This is a genomic window from Pengzhenrongella sicca, assembly GCF_017569225.1.
Classification (GTDB): Bacteria; Actinomycetota; Actinomycetes; order Actinomycetales; family Cellulomonadaceae; genus Pengzhenrongella; species Pengzhenrongella sicca.
Genome location: NZ_CP071868.1, coordinates 1,790,222 through 1,805,719, shown reverse-complemented (window position 1 = coordinate 1,805,719; position 15,498 = coordinate 1,790,222). Strand labels below are relative to the sequence as shown.

The 15,498-nt window shown below is 66.9% G+C and carries 13 protein-coding genes, 2 pseudogenes and 1 other annotated feature; of the genes and pseudogenes, 5 read left to right on the top strand and 10 right to left on the bottom strand.

Going from position 1 to position 15,498, the window contains the following annotated elements:
- The first annotated feature begins 139 nt into the window (after positions 1-139).
- From J4E96_RS08225 to mmuM, 3 genes are read left to right on the top strand one after another with little or no spacing between them, the layout of a single operon-like run.
- Positions 140-697, top strand: a complete 558-nt coding sequence (locus J4E96_RS08225; protein ID WP_227425265.1) for a TlpA family protein disulfide reductase — start codon at positions 140-142, stop codon at positions 695-697.
- Positions 690-1,196 (top strand): DUF4395 family protein, encoded by a 507-nt coding sequence (locus tag J4E96_RS08220; RefSeq protein ID WP_227425264.1) that lies wholly within the window; start codon positions 690-692, stop codon positions 1,194-1,196. Before J4E96_RS08225 ends, J4E96_RS08220 begins: the two co-directional genes overlap by 8 nt.
- The gene (gene mmuM, locus J4E96_RS08215) at positions 1,197-2,222 is read left to right on the top strand and encodes a homocysteine S-methyltransferase (protein WP_227425263.1); all 1,026 of its coding nucleotides are present in this window, start codon (positions 1,197-1,199) and stop codon (positions 2,220-2,222) included. It abuts the gene before it with no gap.
- 757 nt (positions 2,223-2,979) lie between these two features.
- Here mmuM and J4E96_RS08210 read toward each other — a convergent pair.
- From J4E96_RS08210 to J4E96_RS08200, 3 genes are all read right to left on the bottom strand, one after another.
- Positions 2,980-3,555 carry a DUF4145 domain-containing protein gene (locus tag J4E96_RS08210; RefSeq protein WP_227425262.1) on the bottom strand — a complete coding sequence of 192 codons (576 nt, stop codon included), beginning with the start codon at positions 3,553-3,555 and terminating at the stop codon, positions 2,980-2,982.
- A gap of 565 nt (positions 3,556-4,120) precedes the next feature.
- Complete coding sequence (locus tag J4E96_RS08205) at positions 4,121-4,582, bottom strand: hypothetical protein (RefSeq protein ID WP_227425261.1); 462 nt, start codon at positions 4,580-4,582, stop codon at positions 4,121-4,123.
- Complete coding sequence (locus tag J4E96_RS08200) at positions 4,579-5,757, bottom strand: hypothetical protein (RefSeq protein ID WP_227425260.1); 1,179 nt, start codon at positions 5,755-5,757, stop codon at positions 4,579-4,581. Before J4E96_RS08200 ends, J4E96_RS08205 begins: the two co-directional genes overlap by 4 nt.
- Positions 5,758-6,107: 350 nt before the next feature.
- Between J4E96_RS08200 and J4E96_RS08195 the strand changes: the two genes are divergently transcribed.
- Positions 6,108-7,351, top strand: a protein-coding gene (locus tag J4E96_RS08195) for an IS3 family transposase (RefSeq protein ID WP_227425259.1) whose coding sequence is annotated in 2 segments (ribosomal slippage) — positions 6,108-6,411 and positions 6,411-7,351 — 1,245 coding nt in all. Because the reading frame shifts where the segments join, the coding sequence is not laid out codon by codon here.
- Positions 6,407-6,520, top strand: a sequence feature (AL1L pseudoknot). It overlaps the preceding gene by 114 nt.
- Before the next feature lie 39 nt (positions 7,352-7,390).
- Here J4E96_RS08195 and J4E96_RS08190 read toward each other — a convergent pair.
- The 3 genes and pseudogenes from J4E96_RS08190 to J4E96_RS20165 form a co-directional block, all read right to left on the bottom strand.
- A complete protein-coding gene (locus J4E96_RS08190) occupies positions 7,391-8,467 on the bottom strand; it encodes an IS110 family RNA-guided transposase (RefSeq protein WP_227425670.1) in 1,077 nt (358 codons plus the stop codon).
- Between the two features lie 337 nt (positions 8,468-8,804).
- The gene (locus tag J4E96_RS20170) at positions 8,805-8,927 is read right to left on the bottom strand and encodes an SDR family oxidoreductase (RefSeq protein ID WP_264466191.1); all 123 of its coding nucleotides are present in this window, start codon (positions 8,925-8,927) and stop codon (positions 8,805-8,807) included.
- 94 nt (positions 8,928-9,021) lie between these two features.
- Positions 9,022-9,072, bottom strand: a pseudogene (locus tag J4E96_RS20165) (hypothetical protein); the annotation flags it as partial.
- A gap of 862 nt (positions 9,073-9,934) precedes the next feature.
- Here J4E96_RS20165 and J4E96_RS08180 point away from each other — a divergent pair.
- On the top strand, positions 9,935-10,495 hold the full coding sequence (locus J4E96_RS08180) for a hypothetical protein (RefSeq protein ID WP_227425258.1): 561 nt from the start codon (positions 9,935-9,937) through the stop codon (positions 10,493-10,495).
- Between the two features lie 1,297 nt (positions 10,496-11,792).
- Here the strand turns inward: J4E96_RS08180 and J4E96_RS08175 are convergent.
- From J4E96_RS08175 to J4E96_RS08160, 4 genes and pseudogenes are all read right to left on the bottom strand, one after another.
- On the bottom strand, positions 11,793-12,266 hold the full coding sequence (locus J4E96_RS08175) for a group II truncated hemoglobin (protein WP_227425257.1): 474 nt from the start codon (positions 12,264-12,266) through the stop codon (positions 11,793-11,795).
- A 734-nt stretch (positions 12,267-13,000) separates the two neighbouring features.
- Positions 13,001-14,156 (bottom strand): annotated as a pseudogene (locus tag J4E96_RS08170) (IS3 family transposase).
- A 390-nt stretch (positions 14,157-14,546) separates the two neighbouring features.
- Positions 14,547-14,786, bottom strand: a complete 240-nt coding sequence (locus J4E96_RS08165) for a transcriptional regulator (protein ID WP_319637772.1) — start codon at positions 14,784-14,786, stop codon at positions 14,547-14,549.
- A gap of 47 nt (positions 14,787-14,833) precedes the next feature.
- A complete protein-coding gene (locus J4E96_RS08160) occupies positions 14,834-15,412 on the bottom strand; it encodes a hypothetical protein (RefSeq protein WP_227425255.1) in 579 nt (192 codons plus the stop codon).
- Between the last annotated feature and the right edge of the window lie 86 nt (positions 15,413-15,498).

The following is a 15,498-nucleotide window of genomic DNA, read 5'->3' as shown; positions in this document are numbered from 1 at the left end:
GCGCTCCTCGTGCCCGCCCCCTGTTGTCGCGGCTGACCGCACCCAGCCAGGCCCACCGCCCGCGCCGCCCGCTCCCGACCTTGGTCCGGGCGCGGATCGCCGCCGCGGTCGCCACCCAGCGGCACCCGAAAGGCACCCCGTGCACTCGCTGTCTTCCCTGTTCACCACCGACACGCTCGCGGGCCGCGCGCTCTGGGTCGCGCTCCTGCTCGGCGCGGCGAGCGCCGTCTGGTGGCTCGTTCGGCGCCGGGCCGAGCGCTTCACGCCGACGACGCCGGCGCCGGCGGGAGGCGGTGCCGAGCCTGCCCTGACCGCCGCCGAGCTCGGCGCCGACCTCGGCCGCGCCGGGACCTTCGTGCAGTTCTCGGCGCAGACCTGCGCGACGTGCCCGCAGGTCCACCGGCTGCTCACCTCGATCGCGGCGACCGAGCCGGGCGTCGCGCACGTGGAGCTCGCGGCCGAGGAGCGCATGGACCTGGTCCGCCGGTTCGCGGTGTTCCGGACCCCCACCGTGCTGCTGCTCGACGGGCGCGGAGTCGTCCGGGCGAGGATGTCCGGCGCGCTGACCCGCGCCCACGCCGTCGCCGCCCTGCGTGACCTCGCCCCGCAGGGTCCCGGTCACGCGACCATCACCGCCACCACCGCGGCCGCGGCCGCAACCGCCACACCCGCCTCGTTGAGGAGCATCGATGTCTGAGACCGCCGCGACCCCGAGCACGACCGACCCGGCCCCGGCCCCGGCCCCGGCGAAGCCCGCCGGGATCGACCCGCGCGGCCCGCGGTTCGGCGCGGGGGTGACCGCCGCGCTGCTCGTGGTCACCCTGCTGCTCGGCAGCGGCGCCGCGGCGACGGTCCTGCTCGCCGCGATCGCACTGCTGTTCCTCCTCGGGGCGGCCCGGGGCGTCCAGGGCACGGTCCAGGGCGTCGCGTACCGGCGCTGGGTGCGCCCCCGGCTGTCGCCGCCGGCCGAGCTCGAGGACCCGCGTCCGCCCCGGTTCGCGCAGCTCGTCGGCCTCGTCGTCGTGGGCGTCGGGCTGCTGCTCGCGGCGCTCGGCGTCCCGAACGCCGTCCCGATCGCCGCCGCCCTCGCCCTGGTCGCGGCCTTCCTCAACGCCGTGTTCGGGCTGTGCCTAGGCTGCGAGCTGTATCTGCTCCTGCGCCGGTGGGCGCCCGCGGCGGGCGGGTCGCGCGCGTAGATGCCCGCCCGCTCCACCGCCACGCCCACACCTGCGGGTGAGCTGTCCGCGGCGCTCGCGCGCGGCGTCATGCCGATCGACGGCGGGCTGTCCGCCGAGCTCGAGGCGGCGGGCCTCGACCTGTCGGGCGACCTCTGGTCGGCGCGGCTGCTGCAGGCCGATCCGGGCGCGATCCGCGCGGTGCACGCCCGGTTCTTCCGCGCGGGGGCGCGCGTCGCCATCACGGCGAGCTACCAGGCGTCGTTCGAGGGCTTCGCCCGGCACGGCATCGACGCGTCGGAGACCGCCAGCCTGCTGCGCCGCTCCGTCACGCTCGCGCGCGAGGCGGTCGAGCTCAGCGACCTGACGGGCCGCGCCTGGGTGGCGGCGTCCGTCGGTCCCTACGGCGCGATGCTCGCGGGCGGGCAGGAGTACACCGGTGAGTACGCGGCGCCCGGGTGGGCCGGGCGTGCCGGCGGCGGGCTGACCGTCGCCGAGCTGCGCGAGTTCCATCGCCGCCGGCTCGACCCGCTGCTGGCTGCGGCGCCCGACCTGCTCGCCCTCGAGACGATCCCTGCGGCCGCGGAGGCGGAGGCGCTCCTGCTCGAGGTAGCCGGGTCCGGCGTGCCCGCCTGGCTCGCCCTGACCACGGTCACCGGGCCCGACGGCCGCGTGCGCACCCGCCTCGGCGAGGACGCGGCGGAGGTGTTCGCGATGGCGGCCGAGGTCGAGGAGATCGTCGCGGTCGGCGTGAACTGCGTCGACCCCGCCGGCGCGACGGCGGCCGTGCGCGTCGCCGCAGCCGCGGGCAAGCCCGTCGTCGTATACCCGAACTCCGGGGAGGCCTGGGACGCGGCGCAGCGCCGCTGGGGCGGGTCGCCCGGGCTGGTCGCCGCCGACGTCGCGGCGTGGGTCGAGGCCGGCGCCCGTCTCGTCGGCGGGTGCTGCCGGGTCGGGGCGGCCGAGATCGCGCAGCTGGTCGCCGGCCTCGCCGACCCGCCGCCGCCCCCCAATAGTCGGGGCTCGGGTCAGGCCACGACGAGGTAGGTCGCCGAGACCATCGTCGGGGTCGGGTCGAGCGCGTCGAACAGGCGCTGCGGCAGGTGCGGGTCAGCGTGCGGCCGCCGAACGCGGCGGCGACCACGGCCGACGCCAGCAGCAGGTCGAGCCGGAGCGAGTCCGCGCTGATCAGCCCGAGCGAGATCGAGAACGGGACCTTCGCGAGGTTGACGGCGAGGAAGAACCAGGCCGCGGCCCCGAGGAACTGGGGGACGGAGAAGCGCGCATCAATGAAGTACGGCTCATCACGGGCCAACCCGCGTTGGCGATCACAGTGGTGAAGCCCGCCAGCACGCCGTACGCGCCGGTCGCGAGGCGCTGCTCGGCCGGCGGCCCGGGCGGGGCCCGCGGGTCGCGCCGTGGCCGGCGCCGTGCGGCCGCCGAGGTACGAAAGGGAGAGGTAAGCCAGAGCCCCCCCGCCAGCGCGCAAACACATGCGACGTGCAGCCCGCCGCGTCGAGCTGCTTGGACACACGCATGCGGTGCGCCATCAGCTGGATCAACCGCCCAACTAGTCCTTCGCGAGCTGCTCATCATCGTGGTCACCTCGCGAGAGCGTGCCGCATCTCTGATGCTCAGCGGACCAGGTCACGATTGCCAACCAACCCACGGCTGGGCCCCGACGCGGAAACCGCCGGACCAGACCGTCACCTAAGTGGCACTATGCAGCGTTCCGACGAGGTCTCGGGCCGATGATGCGGACCGGCCACGACGAACATCTGACGCGAAGCCCCTTTGAAAGTGTCTAACTCCTGTCGCCGGATGAGGACTTCCGAGCGATGCGTGCTTCTCTGACACGAGCGGTGCGGGCGGGTGCCTGGTAAACCTCGTTCAGGAGTTCGGTCATGAGTTCCAGGTTCTCTGCGGCGTCTTCGGCGGTAATCGGATCCGCGAAGTCGCCGTGTGCGACCTCGTTGCCGAGATGCCTGATCTCATGCGCTGACTCCTGCACCGCCGCGCGAATGATGCCCTTGGCATGTAGAGCGTCGATCTTCGCCAGGATTCCCGAACCCGTGATGCCCTGGTCCTTCGCTGTGGCCTCGACCACTGCGCGGGCGAGCGCACACGCCGCTCGGAATGCCCCGACGCTCTGACAGAGGAAGACTTCTGACGCGGCCGCCCCAATCGCCTCGGGCACATCGGGAAAGTCCTCGCTAACGGCGGGCAACGGTGACCAGCGGGAACGATCGTAGGTCTGCGGCTCCCCGTCGCGGTAACTGTCGGACGGATCGTAACTAGTCCACCACGTCACGACGCTCAGGCGCCCGCAGTTATCGCAGGTGTAAGCCGCATCCGAGACGTAGCCGTCGAGGCCAGGCACGCCTCGGCTAACTCGAGGCCTCGGCAGGATGGCCGTCATATGAGAAGGGAACTTGCACCAACCGCAGGTTGTCGTCGCCACCGTCCGATCCTCCCACTGGGGCGGAGATTCACCCTGGTTACGATCACCCGTCCCCCGGCAACCTCTGACAGCAGTCGCCGAACTAGCGCACGGTCGACGCGCGCGGGGGAACCGGATCCGTGCCCAGCTAGGAGTAACGACAGACCTCGCAGGCGGTAACCCCGGGCGCCTCGGCAAATCAGTTCGACCTCGAGCACTTGCCATCGCTGATCGTGAGTTTGGAGTGGACGATTCCGACGCCCTACCCACGCAGGGCCCGGCACTAACCGCGGGTGCTCCGAAACAAGGCACCCGGAAGGAGCGGCCCCCACGCCCCGACATCACAGCGGAGGCGGAGACTCCAGACCTGTCGCTCAGTACTCTGCACCAGGTCTCAGAGTGAGGTGAGCGGGTTCGGCGACCTCTCGCCCGAATCGCATGGCCATCCATCGTGGCCGCCTGTCCTCGTCGCAGCGATCCCAACGCCAGGCGGACTAACCCAGGACTAACCCGTGGCCCCGTGCTGCGCCGCAGCTGTGTCGATGTGCTCCATGAGGATCTCGGGCCGCACCACCGCTATCCCGAATTCGACAGCTTTGGCCTCAACGGCACGGTCGTTGGTGACGAGGATCCACGTATCACCAAGGAGTTTTCCCTCGTCGGCCGCGATCGCGTCCAGCGCTGACGCGATAAGTCCGGGATCGGCGGTGCCCTTGTTCTTGTACAGGTCGACTAGTCCGGTGTCGCCGACATCAACTGTCTTCATGACAGCTCGGACTTGCTCGAGAACCGCCGGTGTCAACTCGCAGACATCCTCCGCAAGCGCTGACTGCTCCGGGTGCTCGCGTGCCTCCCAAAGTACGTCTGCCGTCACGCGACAGTGCGCACGGAAGTACGCCGACAGGATGCGGTGTCGCGCGAGCGCGACCAGTGCATTGCTGTCGACGAGGTACATGGTCTGGTTCATCCGACTGCCTCCCGAAAATCGTTGATCTGGGCGGCGGGAATCTTGTTATAGAACATGATCCGTCGGAACTCACTGGCGTTCAGGTGCCCGGAATCGAGCACTCCAAGCATCCGTCGCGAGCATTCGATGCCGTTGTACTTCTTGAGCGCGTTAACCGGCCGCGGGCTGGAGAAGGGCTGCTTGGCCCGGTTCGAGTACTCCGCCTGGAGGACGTCCATGTATTCCGAGAACCTGTCCCTGTCGATGCATGCGAGCCGCCGCGCACGCATCGCAACCGCGCTCGGCGTGACCTTGAACAAGTCAGCGGCGTCTCTTATCGCGCCCAGGTCGGGGAAACTCATCGTCCGCACTTCTGAAGCAGGCATCAGGATCTCAGCTGTGAGTTCGTATTCGACTGGCGAGGTTTCGTCCTTGGTGTGGCCGTCGTAATTCACCGGGGCGAACGTCCCTCGGGCAATCAAGACGGTTAGCAGAACGAGAGTGAAGAGCTTCCGCCCGGCGGGCTCTAGGTGCTTCCCCTCGTCGCCAGTAGCCAAAAAGATAAAAGGGACTTTCTTGTCTTTGATCGTCATCCCGCTGAACTTGGCATGCGCTGGCATTTCTTGGGGCATGTGATGCTGCGCACTCCGGGACACAAAAATCTGCCTGGATTCGAGACGGCCGATGAGGATCTCGAGCGCGGCCGCTTTCGTCTTCGCACCACGAATTTCGCCACGCGTGAAGCCGACGGCGCCGATGAGCCGGCCAGCGTCTTCGACTACAGGCCGACGGGACTTTTTGAGGAGTCCGACGAGCTCGTTCTTGACCAGGCTGGAGTCGTACTTCCGGAGCATTTCCTGCTTGCGCAGCAGGTCCTTGACGATGAGTTCGACGTCGCACAGGTCCACTCGCTGACGCGAGTGCATCGAGAACGACGCCTTCGTGAACCCAGTCATGAGTTTCTCGGTCTTGAGCTTGACTTGCTCGTCAACGACCTCTTTTGGCGCAAAGAACAGCGGGTAGGGGATCTCCGCTTGCCGTGCGAGTTTGAGAAAATCCTTGAAGAGAAGCGGCTTGCCGTCGAGCGTGTTCCGCACACCGGCATAGCTGGAGACGATCGAGTTCTTGAACAGTGCTCTGAACACGTCGCGCTCGATCGGCACGGGTGTGCCATTCAGTATGACGGTGACGGTCACGGCTGAGTTCGCCATCGAATAACCACGTCCTTGAATCGCGTCATCTGCTCGTGACTGCTTCTATAGGGCAACACCCTATCTAACATCCAACCGCATTCGCACCATGCAGACGCCGAACATGCGGCCACCATCGTGAAGAGCCCCGATCCAGCGACACAAAACTATCGCTCAGCATCGTCGCGTCAACGCAAATGTCAGGTAAGCACGAAGTTCGAAGGAGCGGGGCAAGACGCCCCTTCAAACGGCTCCTACTTCGGCGCTCTGCGGCGGGCCAAGATGGCCGGGCCGGCTCACAGTGAATCGCCCTGGGTTGCTTGGAGGCTCTTGACCTTGGAAACGAGGATGGGGCCATGCCGAGAGATCTATCGAAGGGGAGGCCGACGACGCGTCGGTACTCCGATCAGGAGAAGGCCGCAGCGGTCAGGATGGTTCGTGCCCTACGGGTCGAGCTGGGTACCGAGCACGGCACCGTTCAGCGGGTCGCGACCCAGCTGGGGTATGGGACCGAGTCGGTGCGCCTGTGGGTGCGTCAGGCCGAGATCGACGACGGCCATGCGCCGGGGGTGAGCACGAGCGAGTCAGCTCGGATGCGTGAGCTCGAGCAGGAGAACCGTGAGCTGCGCCGGGCCAACGAGATCCTGAAGATGGCTGCGAGTTTCTTCGGGGCGGAGCTCGACCGCCAACACAGGAAGTAGTGGCGTTCATCGACGCCAACCGAGAGCTCGGGGTCGAGCCCATTTGCACCGCGCTGCAGGTGGCCCCGAGCACGTACTACGCGGCCAAGACCCGCCCGCCGTCGGCCCGTGCCGCCCGCGACACGGTCCTGCGCCCGGTGGTGCGCCAGCTGTGGGAGGACAACTACTGCGTCTACGGGGCCCGCAAGCTGTGGAAGGCCGCACGTCGGGCCGGCTGGGACGTGGGCCGTGACCAGGTCACCCGGCTGATGCGCGGCGAGGGCATCGAAGGCGTCCGGCGCTCCAAGCGGGTCCGCACCACGCGGGCGGACCCGGTCGCGGCGCGTCACCCGGACCTGGTCCGCCGGGACTTCACCGCGCTCGCGCCGAACCGGTTGTGGGTCACAGACCTGACCTACGTGCCGACCTGGGCCGGGGTCGCCTACGTGTGCTTCATCGTCGACGTCTACTCCCGGATGATCGTGGGCTGGCGGGCCGCATCCCACATGCGCACCGAGATGGTGCTGGACGCGATCGAGATGGCCCGCTGGTCCCGCGGGACGCGCCTGGAGGGGCTGACCTGTCACTCCGATGCCGGAGCTCAATTCACGTCCATCCGGTACGGCGAGCGCCTCGCCGAGATCGGCGCGGTCCCCTCGATCGGGACCGTCGCCGATTCGTATGACAACGCCCTGGCAGAGACCGTCAACGGCTACTACAAGGCCGAGCTGATCCGCGGGCCGGCCCGCACCGGACCTTGGAAGAGCGTCGAGGACGTCGAGCTGGCCACCCTGGGCTGGGTCCACTGGCACAACACCCAACGCCTACACGGCTACCTCGGCGACATCCCGCCGACGGAGTTCGAGACCGCGTTCTACGCTACCCACGGGAGCGACCAGATCCTGGTCGAAATCCCATAGCCCGAGCCTCCATCAGACCCAGGATGCTTCTATGTCGCGTCAAGCCGCTGAGGTGATCATCTCGGGAGTTGGGTGCGCGACGGCCAGGGTGCGGTAGATCTGCCGGGTGGTGTAGCGCTTGAGGCATCGGCGGATCTCCTTGGTCGTCTTGCCCTCGGCCCGGCGCCGGTCGATGTAGGCGCGGGTGTCAGGGTCGATGCGCATGCGGGTGAGCACGATGGTGTTGAACGCCCGGTTGAGTCGACGGTCGCCGCCGCGGTTGAGTCGATGGCGGACCGTGTTGCCGGAGGATGCCGGGATCGGGCAGGTGCCCGCGATCTGAGCGAATGCGGCCTCGGTCCGGACCCGGCCGGGGTGGGACCAGACCGTCAGGATCACGGCGGCGGTGACCGGGCCGACGCCAGGCAGGTCGAGCAGTTCGGGTGCCTGCTGGACGACGATCTCGGTGACCTGGTCGCGGTTGTGGCCGAGCTCGGCGGTGAGGTCGACGATCCGCTTGGCGAGGCGGACGGCCTCAACCCGCGCCGTCGCCTGGCCGAGGCCCTCGTCGCGCCGCCGCCAGCCGGCGATCGCAGCGACCTGGGGTGCGGTCAGGGCGCGCCGTGCGTCGAGACCGAGGTCGTGGCTGCGCACGATCGCGGTGAGCGCGTTGATGCACCGCAGCCGGTCGGCGTTGAGCTGGTCACGCGCCACGGTCAGCACCGCCAACGCGGCCTGGACCTGGCCCGCGCGACGATCACGCAGCATCGTCACGGGCGTCGCCATCGTCGCGCGGGCCGCGAGTACCGCGTCCAGGGCGTCGGTCTTGCCCCGGCCCCGCTCACGCTTGGGTGTCGGTGCCTCCACAACTCGGTAGCCCGCTTGGCCGAGCACATCACTCAGGACAGCACCGTAGGAGCCGGTGCCCTCTGCGGCGACCAGCACGGCGTCGAGGTCACCGCCGGTGCGCCGCGCGATCCACGCCAGCGCGCGACGCAACCCTGCCGGCGAGGTCGGGAAGGTGACCTGATCCACCAGGGCACCGTTCGGGGCGGCGACGACAGCGAAGGTGTGGGTAGCGGCGTGGGTATCTACCCCGACGACGAACTGGTAGATGCCAGCCACGATGGCCTGCAAACTGGACACGACGATGTTCTCCTCACTCGTTGGGACGGACGTCGTTGCCGGCGTCGGCCCGGGGCGAGAAGTCACTACGAGGCAGGCCTGTAATGAGCCACGTTGTGGGGACGGCATCTCCGCAACGGACATGCTTCTGATCAAGCCATCGTGGTGGGCCAGGGTCGGCGTCGGCACCCAGCGCCGAGCGGACAGATCCCGGGCATGACACCCCAAGGGGGTCAGGCGATTCAGGGGTCACACCCGCCGCCGAGCGACGACACCAACCCTGCCAGCCAGCCCCAGGCCAGCCACCACGAACACTTACAGGCGATTCACAGGACGCCCAGCGTTGGGCTCAGTGAATGGAGAACCCGCCGTCGACGAAGACCGCCTGCCCAGTCACGTAACTAGACGCGCGGCTCGCCAGGAACACTGCTGCACCCGCGAAGTCCTCGGCCAGACCGTTGCGGCCGACCATCGTCCGAGCAGCCAGCGCCGCCACCCTCTCGGGATCGGACGAGCCGCGCGTTGAGCGGCGTCATCACGAAACCCGGCACGAGCGTGTTGCAGGTGACGCCGTGCGCCGACCACGCCTCGGCCTGGGAACGAGCCAGCGACTCCAAGGCCCCCTTGGAGACGCGCCTTTCGCCCGTCCAACTAAGCTCGGCGCCCAATGGGCTTTAGCTCGACCCAAGCCGCATCGTCGGACCAGACGAAACGAACCGTGCACGCGGCCTCCACACCACGGGCTGGGGCAAAGCACTGGGGATCGGTGACCGCGTCGCGCAGGACGTAGCCTGCGCGCCCGCTCCAGATCGACGCCGGTCGCAGTTGCCGCGACTCGGAGAGTCTGCCGAGCGCGTGCGCAGGCGAGGAATTCCGGGCACCGCTGCCGAGCTGGCGGGGGGTCACGGTCGCGCCGGAGGAACTCGCCACCCGGTCGCATCAACCAGAACGGAACCCGCCAGGCGGCACCGCTTCCGGCGCCGCGGCTGAGCGAGGCAGTCCCTATCCGTCTCGCAGTCAGCTCGCCCGCCATTTCCTCCTCGACGGCGGCTGAACTCACCCGAAGTTTCGCCCGCGGGCGCCCCGCTGACGCAAGAACCGGGTGCAGCGGTGCGCATCAAGTAGCCCACCCCACAGACGACTCCCGGCAAGGCAAGGCCCGGCAACGTGGCTGCTGACCCGTACAGGCTGCGCTTGGCCTGTACCGGTGGCCCGCATTTTGCAGCCAATGGAGACATTGGCGCGCTAACGTCGGCTGACGCGCCGCGGCAAGCCCGAACCCGCACTGCTCAGCGCGAGATGGTCTGGCCTGTGTATCGATCGCGCGACATGGAGGGTGCCGTGATGAACAACTGCCCCGTATGTGGTCATGTCGGGACGTCCAACTTCTGTCCCGAATGCGGCGCACATATGCAGCGCGGAACTCAGCCACTAGGTCGCTATGTCGGGCCTGTCGAATCGCACGGATATCAATCGCCCGTGACGATCGGCGACAATGCCACCATCAATTATGGCGCGATCACCCCTGCGCCTGTGCGGACCAAGGTCGTAACTCTCGGCTCTCGCTTCACCTTCGCGGTTGTGACATTACTTGGCATCCTCGCGAGCATAGCGCAGGTCACAGGTATCAGCGTCCTCGGCGAGGCAACGCTCTACGACTACCGGCGAGCACCGACCGAAGAAGTCCAACTCCCCATGTCCGTGCTCCTGATAATGGCTATCTCGGCGCTGCTGATCCTCGGCCCCTGGGTCCTGGTCGCGACGCTCAAGTCCCACAAGTTCCTTCCGGTCGGCCGCAGGTCAATCTTGGAGTGGCGCAAAGGGCGACTACTCCGAACCCGCCCTTCTGGCGTGTGTCCAGACTGCGCCGGAAATCTGTTCCTGAAGTCGGTCGTCACGGGACAGAAACCAGTCGACAAGACCAAGTCAGACGGCACCAAGTACGTCGAGCACGAAGACATCACCGAGCGTTTGCTGGTGTGCCGCAACAATCCCAAGGTGCACCGTTTCGTGTTCGATATCACGAAGATGCGGGGCTGAGTCAACGTCGCACTTGAGTTCGTCGACTTCCTCGTGTCTTACGGATCGTCTTCCAGGAACTCGTCCTGTGTGCTGTTCACCGACCAAGCCGATCCCTGCCGACCAGCGACTCAACGATTCAGATGCTGGCGAACGATGCCCACCCACATTGCGACGACGTCTGGAGAGCGTGGCTACCTGGGCGGGCTCACGATCCGAGACCCATGGGTGCAACTTCACGCCTGTCATTAGTCAGGCTTTGACCGACGCACGTCGAGGAGCGAAGGTTGTAGTTGCGCACCCTGGTCTACTTCGCGGAAGGTGGCAACCATCTCCGCGAGAGGAGCGGTTTTCACTTCCCAATGTGAGAGACGCCCAACCGAGCAACTGCGTGTGGGGGCCGGACTCGTCCGGGAACCCGTAGGCGGCCTCGAGGTCAACGCGCGACTGGGCCACGACCAGCAGGAAGTGGTGGTGGGGGGATCAGAAGGGTGTCGACCTCGAGGTGCGTGCCGAGGTCACGGATGGCGACGAACATGGGGGCTCCCTACGCCGAATGCGGATGCGGCGGGCGCCGCACATTCGAACCTACGGGGCGCCATGGCAGTATCGACTCCATGGGTAAACAAGGTGGGAATCTCGGAAGAGGACGCCGACGTCGAGACGAGGTTCCACCTGTCCCTCGCGATCTGAACCCGGTCCAGGCCATTGCGCAAGGCGCCCTTATAGAGCTGGTGGGAAATGCCGGTGGGCGGTTTGACTCGACACGATCTATCCCCATCGGGCACCCTAATTCTCTTGCCGATTTGCTCGCCGCTTGGGGCGCGATAACGCGGAACGTCGTGACGGGCGCCTGTACTTCTCCGGACAACCGGGCCTTTGGCACGCACTGGACAGCCTCTATCCACTCCAAGATCCAAATCACTGGGACGGACTCAGGCAACAGGTCATCCTCAAGTTGGAGTCTCGCGGTTGGCAGCGGACCGCGCCTCCGCGCGATGCCGCGTTCCGCCTACCCGGCTGACACGTCTCGATTGGGTAGTGGGGGCCCAGTCAGCAAACTGCCTGTTGCGACAAAGCCATCGCCGCCGCTGAGGTCCAGGTCCAGGCTTTTCACGAACGGGCTCTGGCCAGCAGTTGTATCGGCGTCCGCCAATGCCGACGCCTCCGCCAAACGCCGAGACCGCACGAGGCAAGTTGGCCCTGACCAGAAGAGCGACGCTGGTCGGATTCCACTTAGTTGGTGTTACGTGGCGTTGGCTTTTTCGCCTTTGCCCGTGCCCGATGCAACCAATCGGGGAAGATCTGAGTTCTTGTTTTATGGCTGGTATGGCGGGGCAACGCCCCAGCCCCACCGTGGGACCGGTGCGTGGGCGATGGGTTGGGCGTCCTGCTGGGAGTTGGCCATAGCCAGGCGAGTCCCCCACTCCAGGTAGCCGATCATTGCCGCGCGGAACTCAGGATCGGCGGGCAGGTCTGCGTCGTCGGCTGCTTGGCTCATCGTGGTAGCGAACCGCAGTCGCTGTTCGCCGGTGATGCCTAGTCCGCGATGGTGGGTGAGCATCGCCTCGTACCCGCCCAGCCGTTCGGTGTACCGGGCGGGCCCGCCGAGGACCTCGATCCACCACGAGCTGACGTGCTCGCGATGAGTCTGGCTGACTCCGCCAGGAAAGAACGGGCTCAGCAGCTCGTCAGCCTCCACCCTGTCGTAGAACGAATTGATGAGTCGGGTGATGGCGACAGGGCCACCCGCCCACTCGATCAAGGTCGGTATGTCTTCTCCGTCGATCATGGCATCCTCCAACACTGAAAATGACGGGTGAGAAGTTCGTGGAAGGTGCTGAGCACCGGTCATCGGCATGCCGCGGACCTATACGTATCGTTGCTTGACTGGCCCAGAACCGCAGCAGACCCCCGTATCGGCGGCGTGATCGTTGGGCCCCTGGGCGCGCTGCCGGATTCGATTCTCCTTGTCGACGGAGCCGGGCTGGTTCGATTCGTGAACGCGCCCACGCTCGCCATGTTCGGGGCGAGGAGCGCCATGACACCGACACCGAGCACCCCACAGACATCGGTACGGCGGCTCGAGTCGCACGCAAAGACACGACTTACTCGGTGATGAGTCGCGCTCTTCCTGTCGTCAAGCGTCGTTCGGTTCACGAGTCTGTGGTTAGGGCAATGTCGATCGAGGCGGCTGTGACGAACGCGCGAATGCCTGTTCCACGAAGCGCATCTCGCTCTCGTGGCACGCGATCCAGACCTTCTCGTAGTCGTCCAAGCACTCCATGACTTGCCAGCCGGCTGGCATGTGCTTGTGGTCGGCCCGCGTGCCTCGTCGGACCGCAACAATTTCAAGTCGATCGGTGGGTAAGTCGTGGCGAGTGATGGGCATCCCGCGATCGACGACGTGATAGATGTCGTTCTGCGTTATGACAAGCAGTCCACCGGGGGCTCTGCAGTACGACCGGCTACCCACTACCCATCCAGGGAAGATGGGTCTGCTGCACGAATAGGTGACAGTCGGTCTCAGGCGGCGAGTGCGACCTGAGGGGTGTTGATGGTCTCGTACTCGATGGGGGTCAGTCGACCCAGGCGGGCCTGGCGTCGGCGGCGGTGGTAGGTCCGTTCGATCCACGTGATGATCGCCAGGCGGAGCTCGTCGCGGTTGGCCCAGCGGCGCCGGTCCAGGACGTTCTTCTGCAGCAACGAGAAGAAGCTCTCCATCGCCGCGTTGTCCCCGGCCGAGGCGACTTGCCCCATCGATCCGACCAGGGTGTGTCGGTCCAGCTCGCGCAGCACCTTTCGGCTTCGAAATTGGCTGCCCCGGTCCGAGTGGACGATGCAGCCGGCCACGTCACGACGCGCTGCACGGCGCTGGCCAGGGCGTTCACCGCCGTGGAGGTCATGCGGTCGCTGATCGAGTACCCCACGATCCGGTTGGAGTACACGTCCTTGATCGCACACAGGTAGAGCTTGCCCTCGGCGGTGGGGTGCTCGGTGATGTCCCAGAGCCACAACCGGTTGGGTGCGTCGGCGCGGAAGATCCGCAGCACGCGGTCGTCGTGGGCTGGCGGGCCGGCCTTCTTGCCGTTCTTGGCGCGCTTCTTGCCGAACACCGACCACCACTGGTTGTCCCGGCAGATCCGCCAGACCCGCCGGTCACTGGCGCGCAGGCCGGCCTTGTCGGCTTCGTCGGCCAGCAGCCGGTGCCCGAACTCGGGATCGTCGACGTGGGCATCGAACAGCACGTTCGCCAGGTACGCCTCGTCCAGTTCACGAGCTGTGATCGGCGCGGCGAGCCAGCGGTAGTAGGGCTGTCTGGCGAGCTTGAGTACCCGGCACGTCACCGCGACGGGGATCCCGTCGCTAGCGAGCTCACTCACGAGCGGGTACATCATTTTCCCGGCAGGTGCGCCTGGGCGAAGTACGCCGCCGCGCGACGCACGATCTCGTTCTCCTGCTCGAGGAGCCGGTTGCGGCGACGCATCTCGCGCAGTTCGGCCGACTCGCTGACCGTTACGCCGGGACGGTTGCCGTCCTGGACGTCGGCGGCCTGCATCCAGTTGCGCAGGCACGACTCGCTGATTCCGAAGTCTTTCGCGATCTCTTTGATCGGAGCATCACCGCGGCGGGCCACGGCCACGACGTCGTCGCGGAACTCCTTGGGGTGGGGTCTGGGCACGGTGCACATCCTTCCAGCGGTGCCCTCCGGCACCACAGGTCAGGTGTCACCTATTCGTGCAGCAGACCCGATCGCATCACGCCCTGCTGTGAAGGCCGCAGCCGCCTTACGTCGGCGGACCCGTCCGTAGAGGTACGCGCCCGCCGATCCCCCGATCAGAACACCGAGCACCTGGAGAGTCCATTCCCACACGGTGAACCCCCTCGTCCGCTCAAGTTCCGAAAGCATGGCTCGCATACCGCAGCGCCAGCGCTGCTGCCTCGACAGACCAGACCGCAACCTAGCTGTCGCCAATCTCTGGGGCGTCGGCAGCCAAAGTGGCGGTCAGCACCTCGAACCACCGCACGTAGGCAAGCGCGGACACCAGTAGCCGGGTCGCAGCCAGTTGCGCTACTCCACCCCAGCGATCAGTTCCCTGAGCACCGCAGCGTGCTCACGGAGCGCCTTGCCGCCTGTGGAGGTCATGGAGATCCAGGTTGTCCGCCGACCGAGATGAACGCCCTTGCGGCTCTTGATGTAGCGAACTTCCCCAAGTGCCGCCAGATGCTTGGAGAGTACGGAGTCGCTGACGTTGAGGTTGTCGCGAAGGGTCGAGAACTCGACCTCGGATACGGCGGTCAGCGTCGTCATCAGCCTCAGTCTGGCCGGCGCCTGAAGGTGCGAATCAAGATCGGGCATCAGCGGCCGATCATCAAGAACGCCAAGCCAGCAAGCGCAAGCGCGCCCATAGTGGCCAGCCACGCACCTGATTCACCCCGGGCATGCGCCGCGGGCTCTCCGCGATAGATCCGCAACCAGCGGCGACCGCTCATCGCATACGCCATTCCCCCGACGAGCGAGCACAGAGCCACCAGCCACCACGCTCCGGCAAACGCAGCCCAGATCGCAGCACCGAAGGTCAGCGCGTACGAAAGGGATGCGGCCGCCGCTGTTCCGCCGACGACACGGCTGGCGAAACCGCCGAGCCACAGGCCGTTCAGGCGTCGGAACCGGATCAGTTGAATCGTCGCCACTGCGGCCACCGAAACCAGGCCGCTTGCCATCAACCAGCCAGCCGGGTTCCACACCCCCCGGTGGCCGACGTCGGCTACCCCGACGGCGGTCGTGGCGATCTGCACCGCTATGGCCGTCCCGATCGAGATGTAGAAGAACGAGGGCACGACGAGGCGACGGGCCAGCGACGTGCGTGACGCCTCGGCGTCGACCAGTTCGGCTGCGGCCTCTTCTGGGGTCGGGGAACCGCTCGTGTTTTCCATGTTGGAAAGTATGGATCATACTTTCCGGTTTGGCAAGTATCCGGCGCGGTGCGCCTCCGCTCCGACTCGAGACCATCCCCGAACAC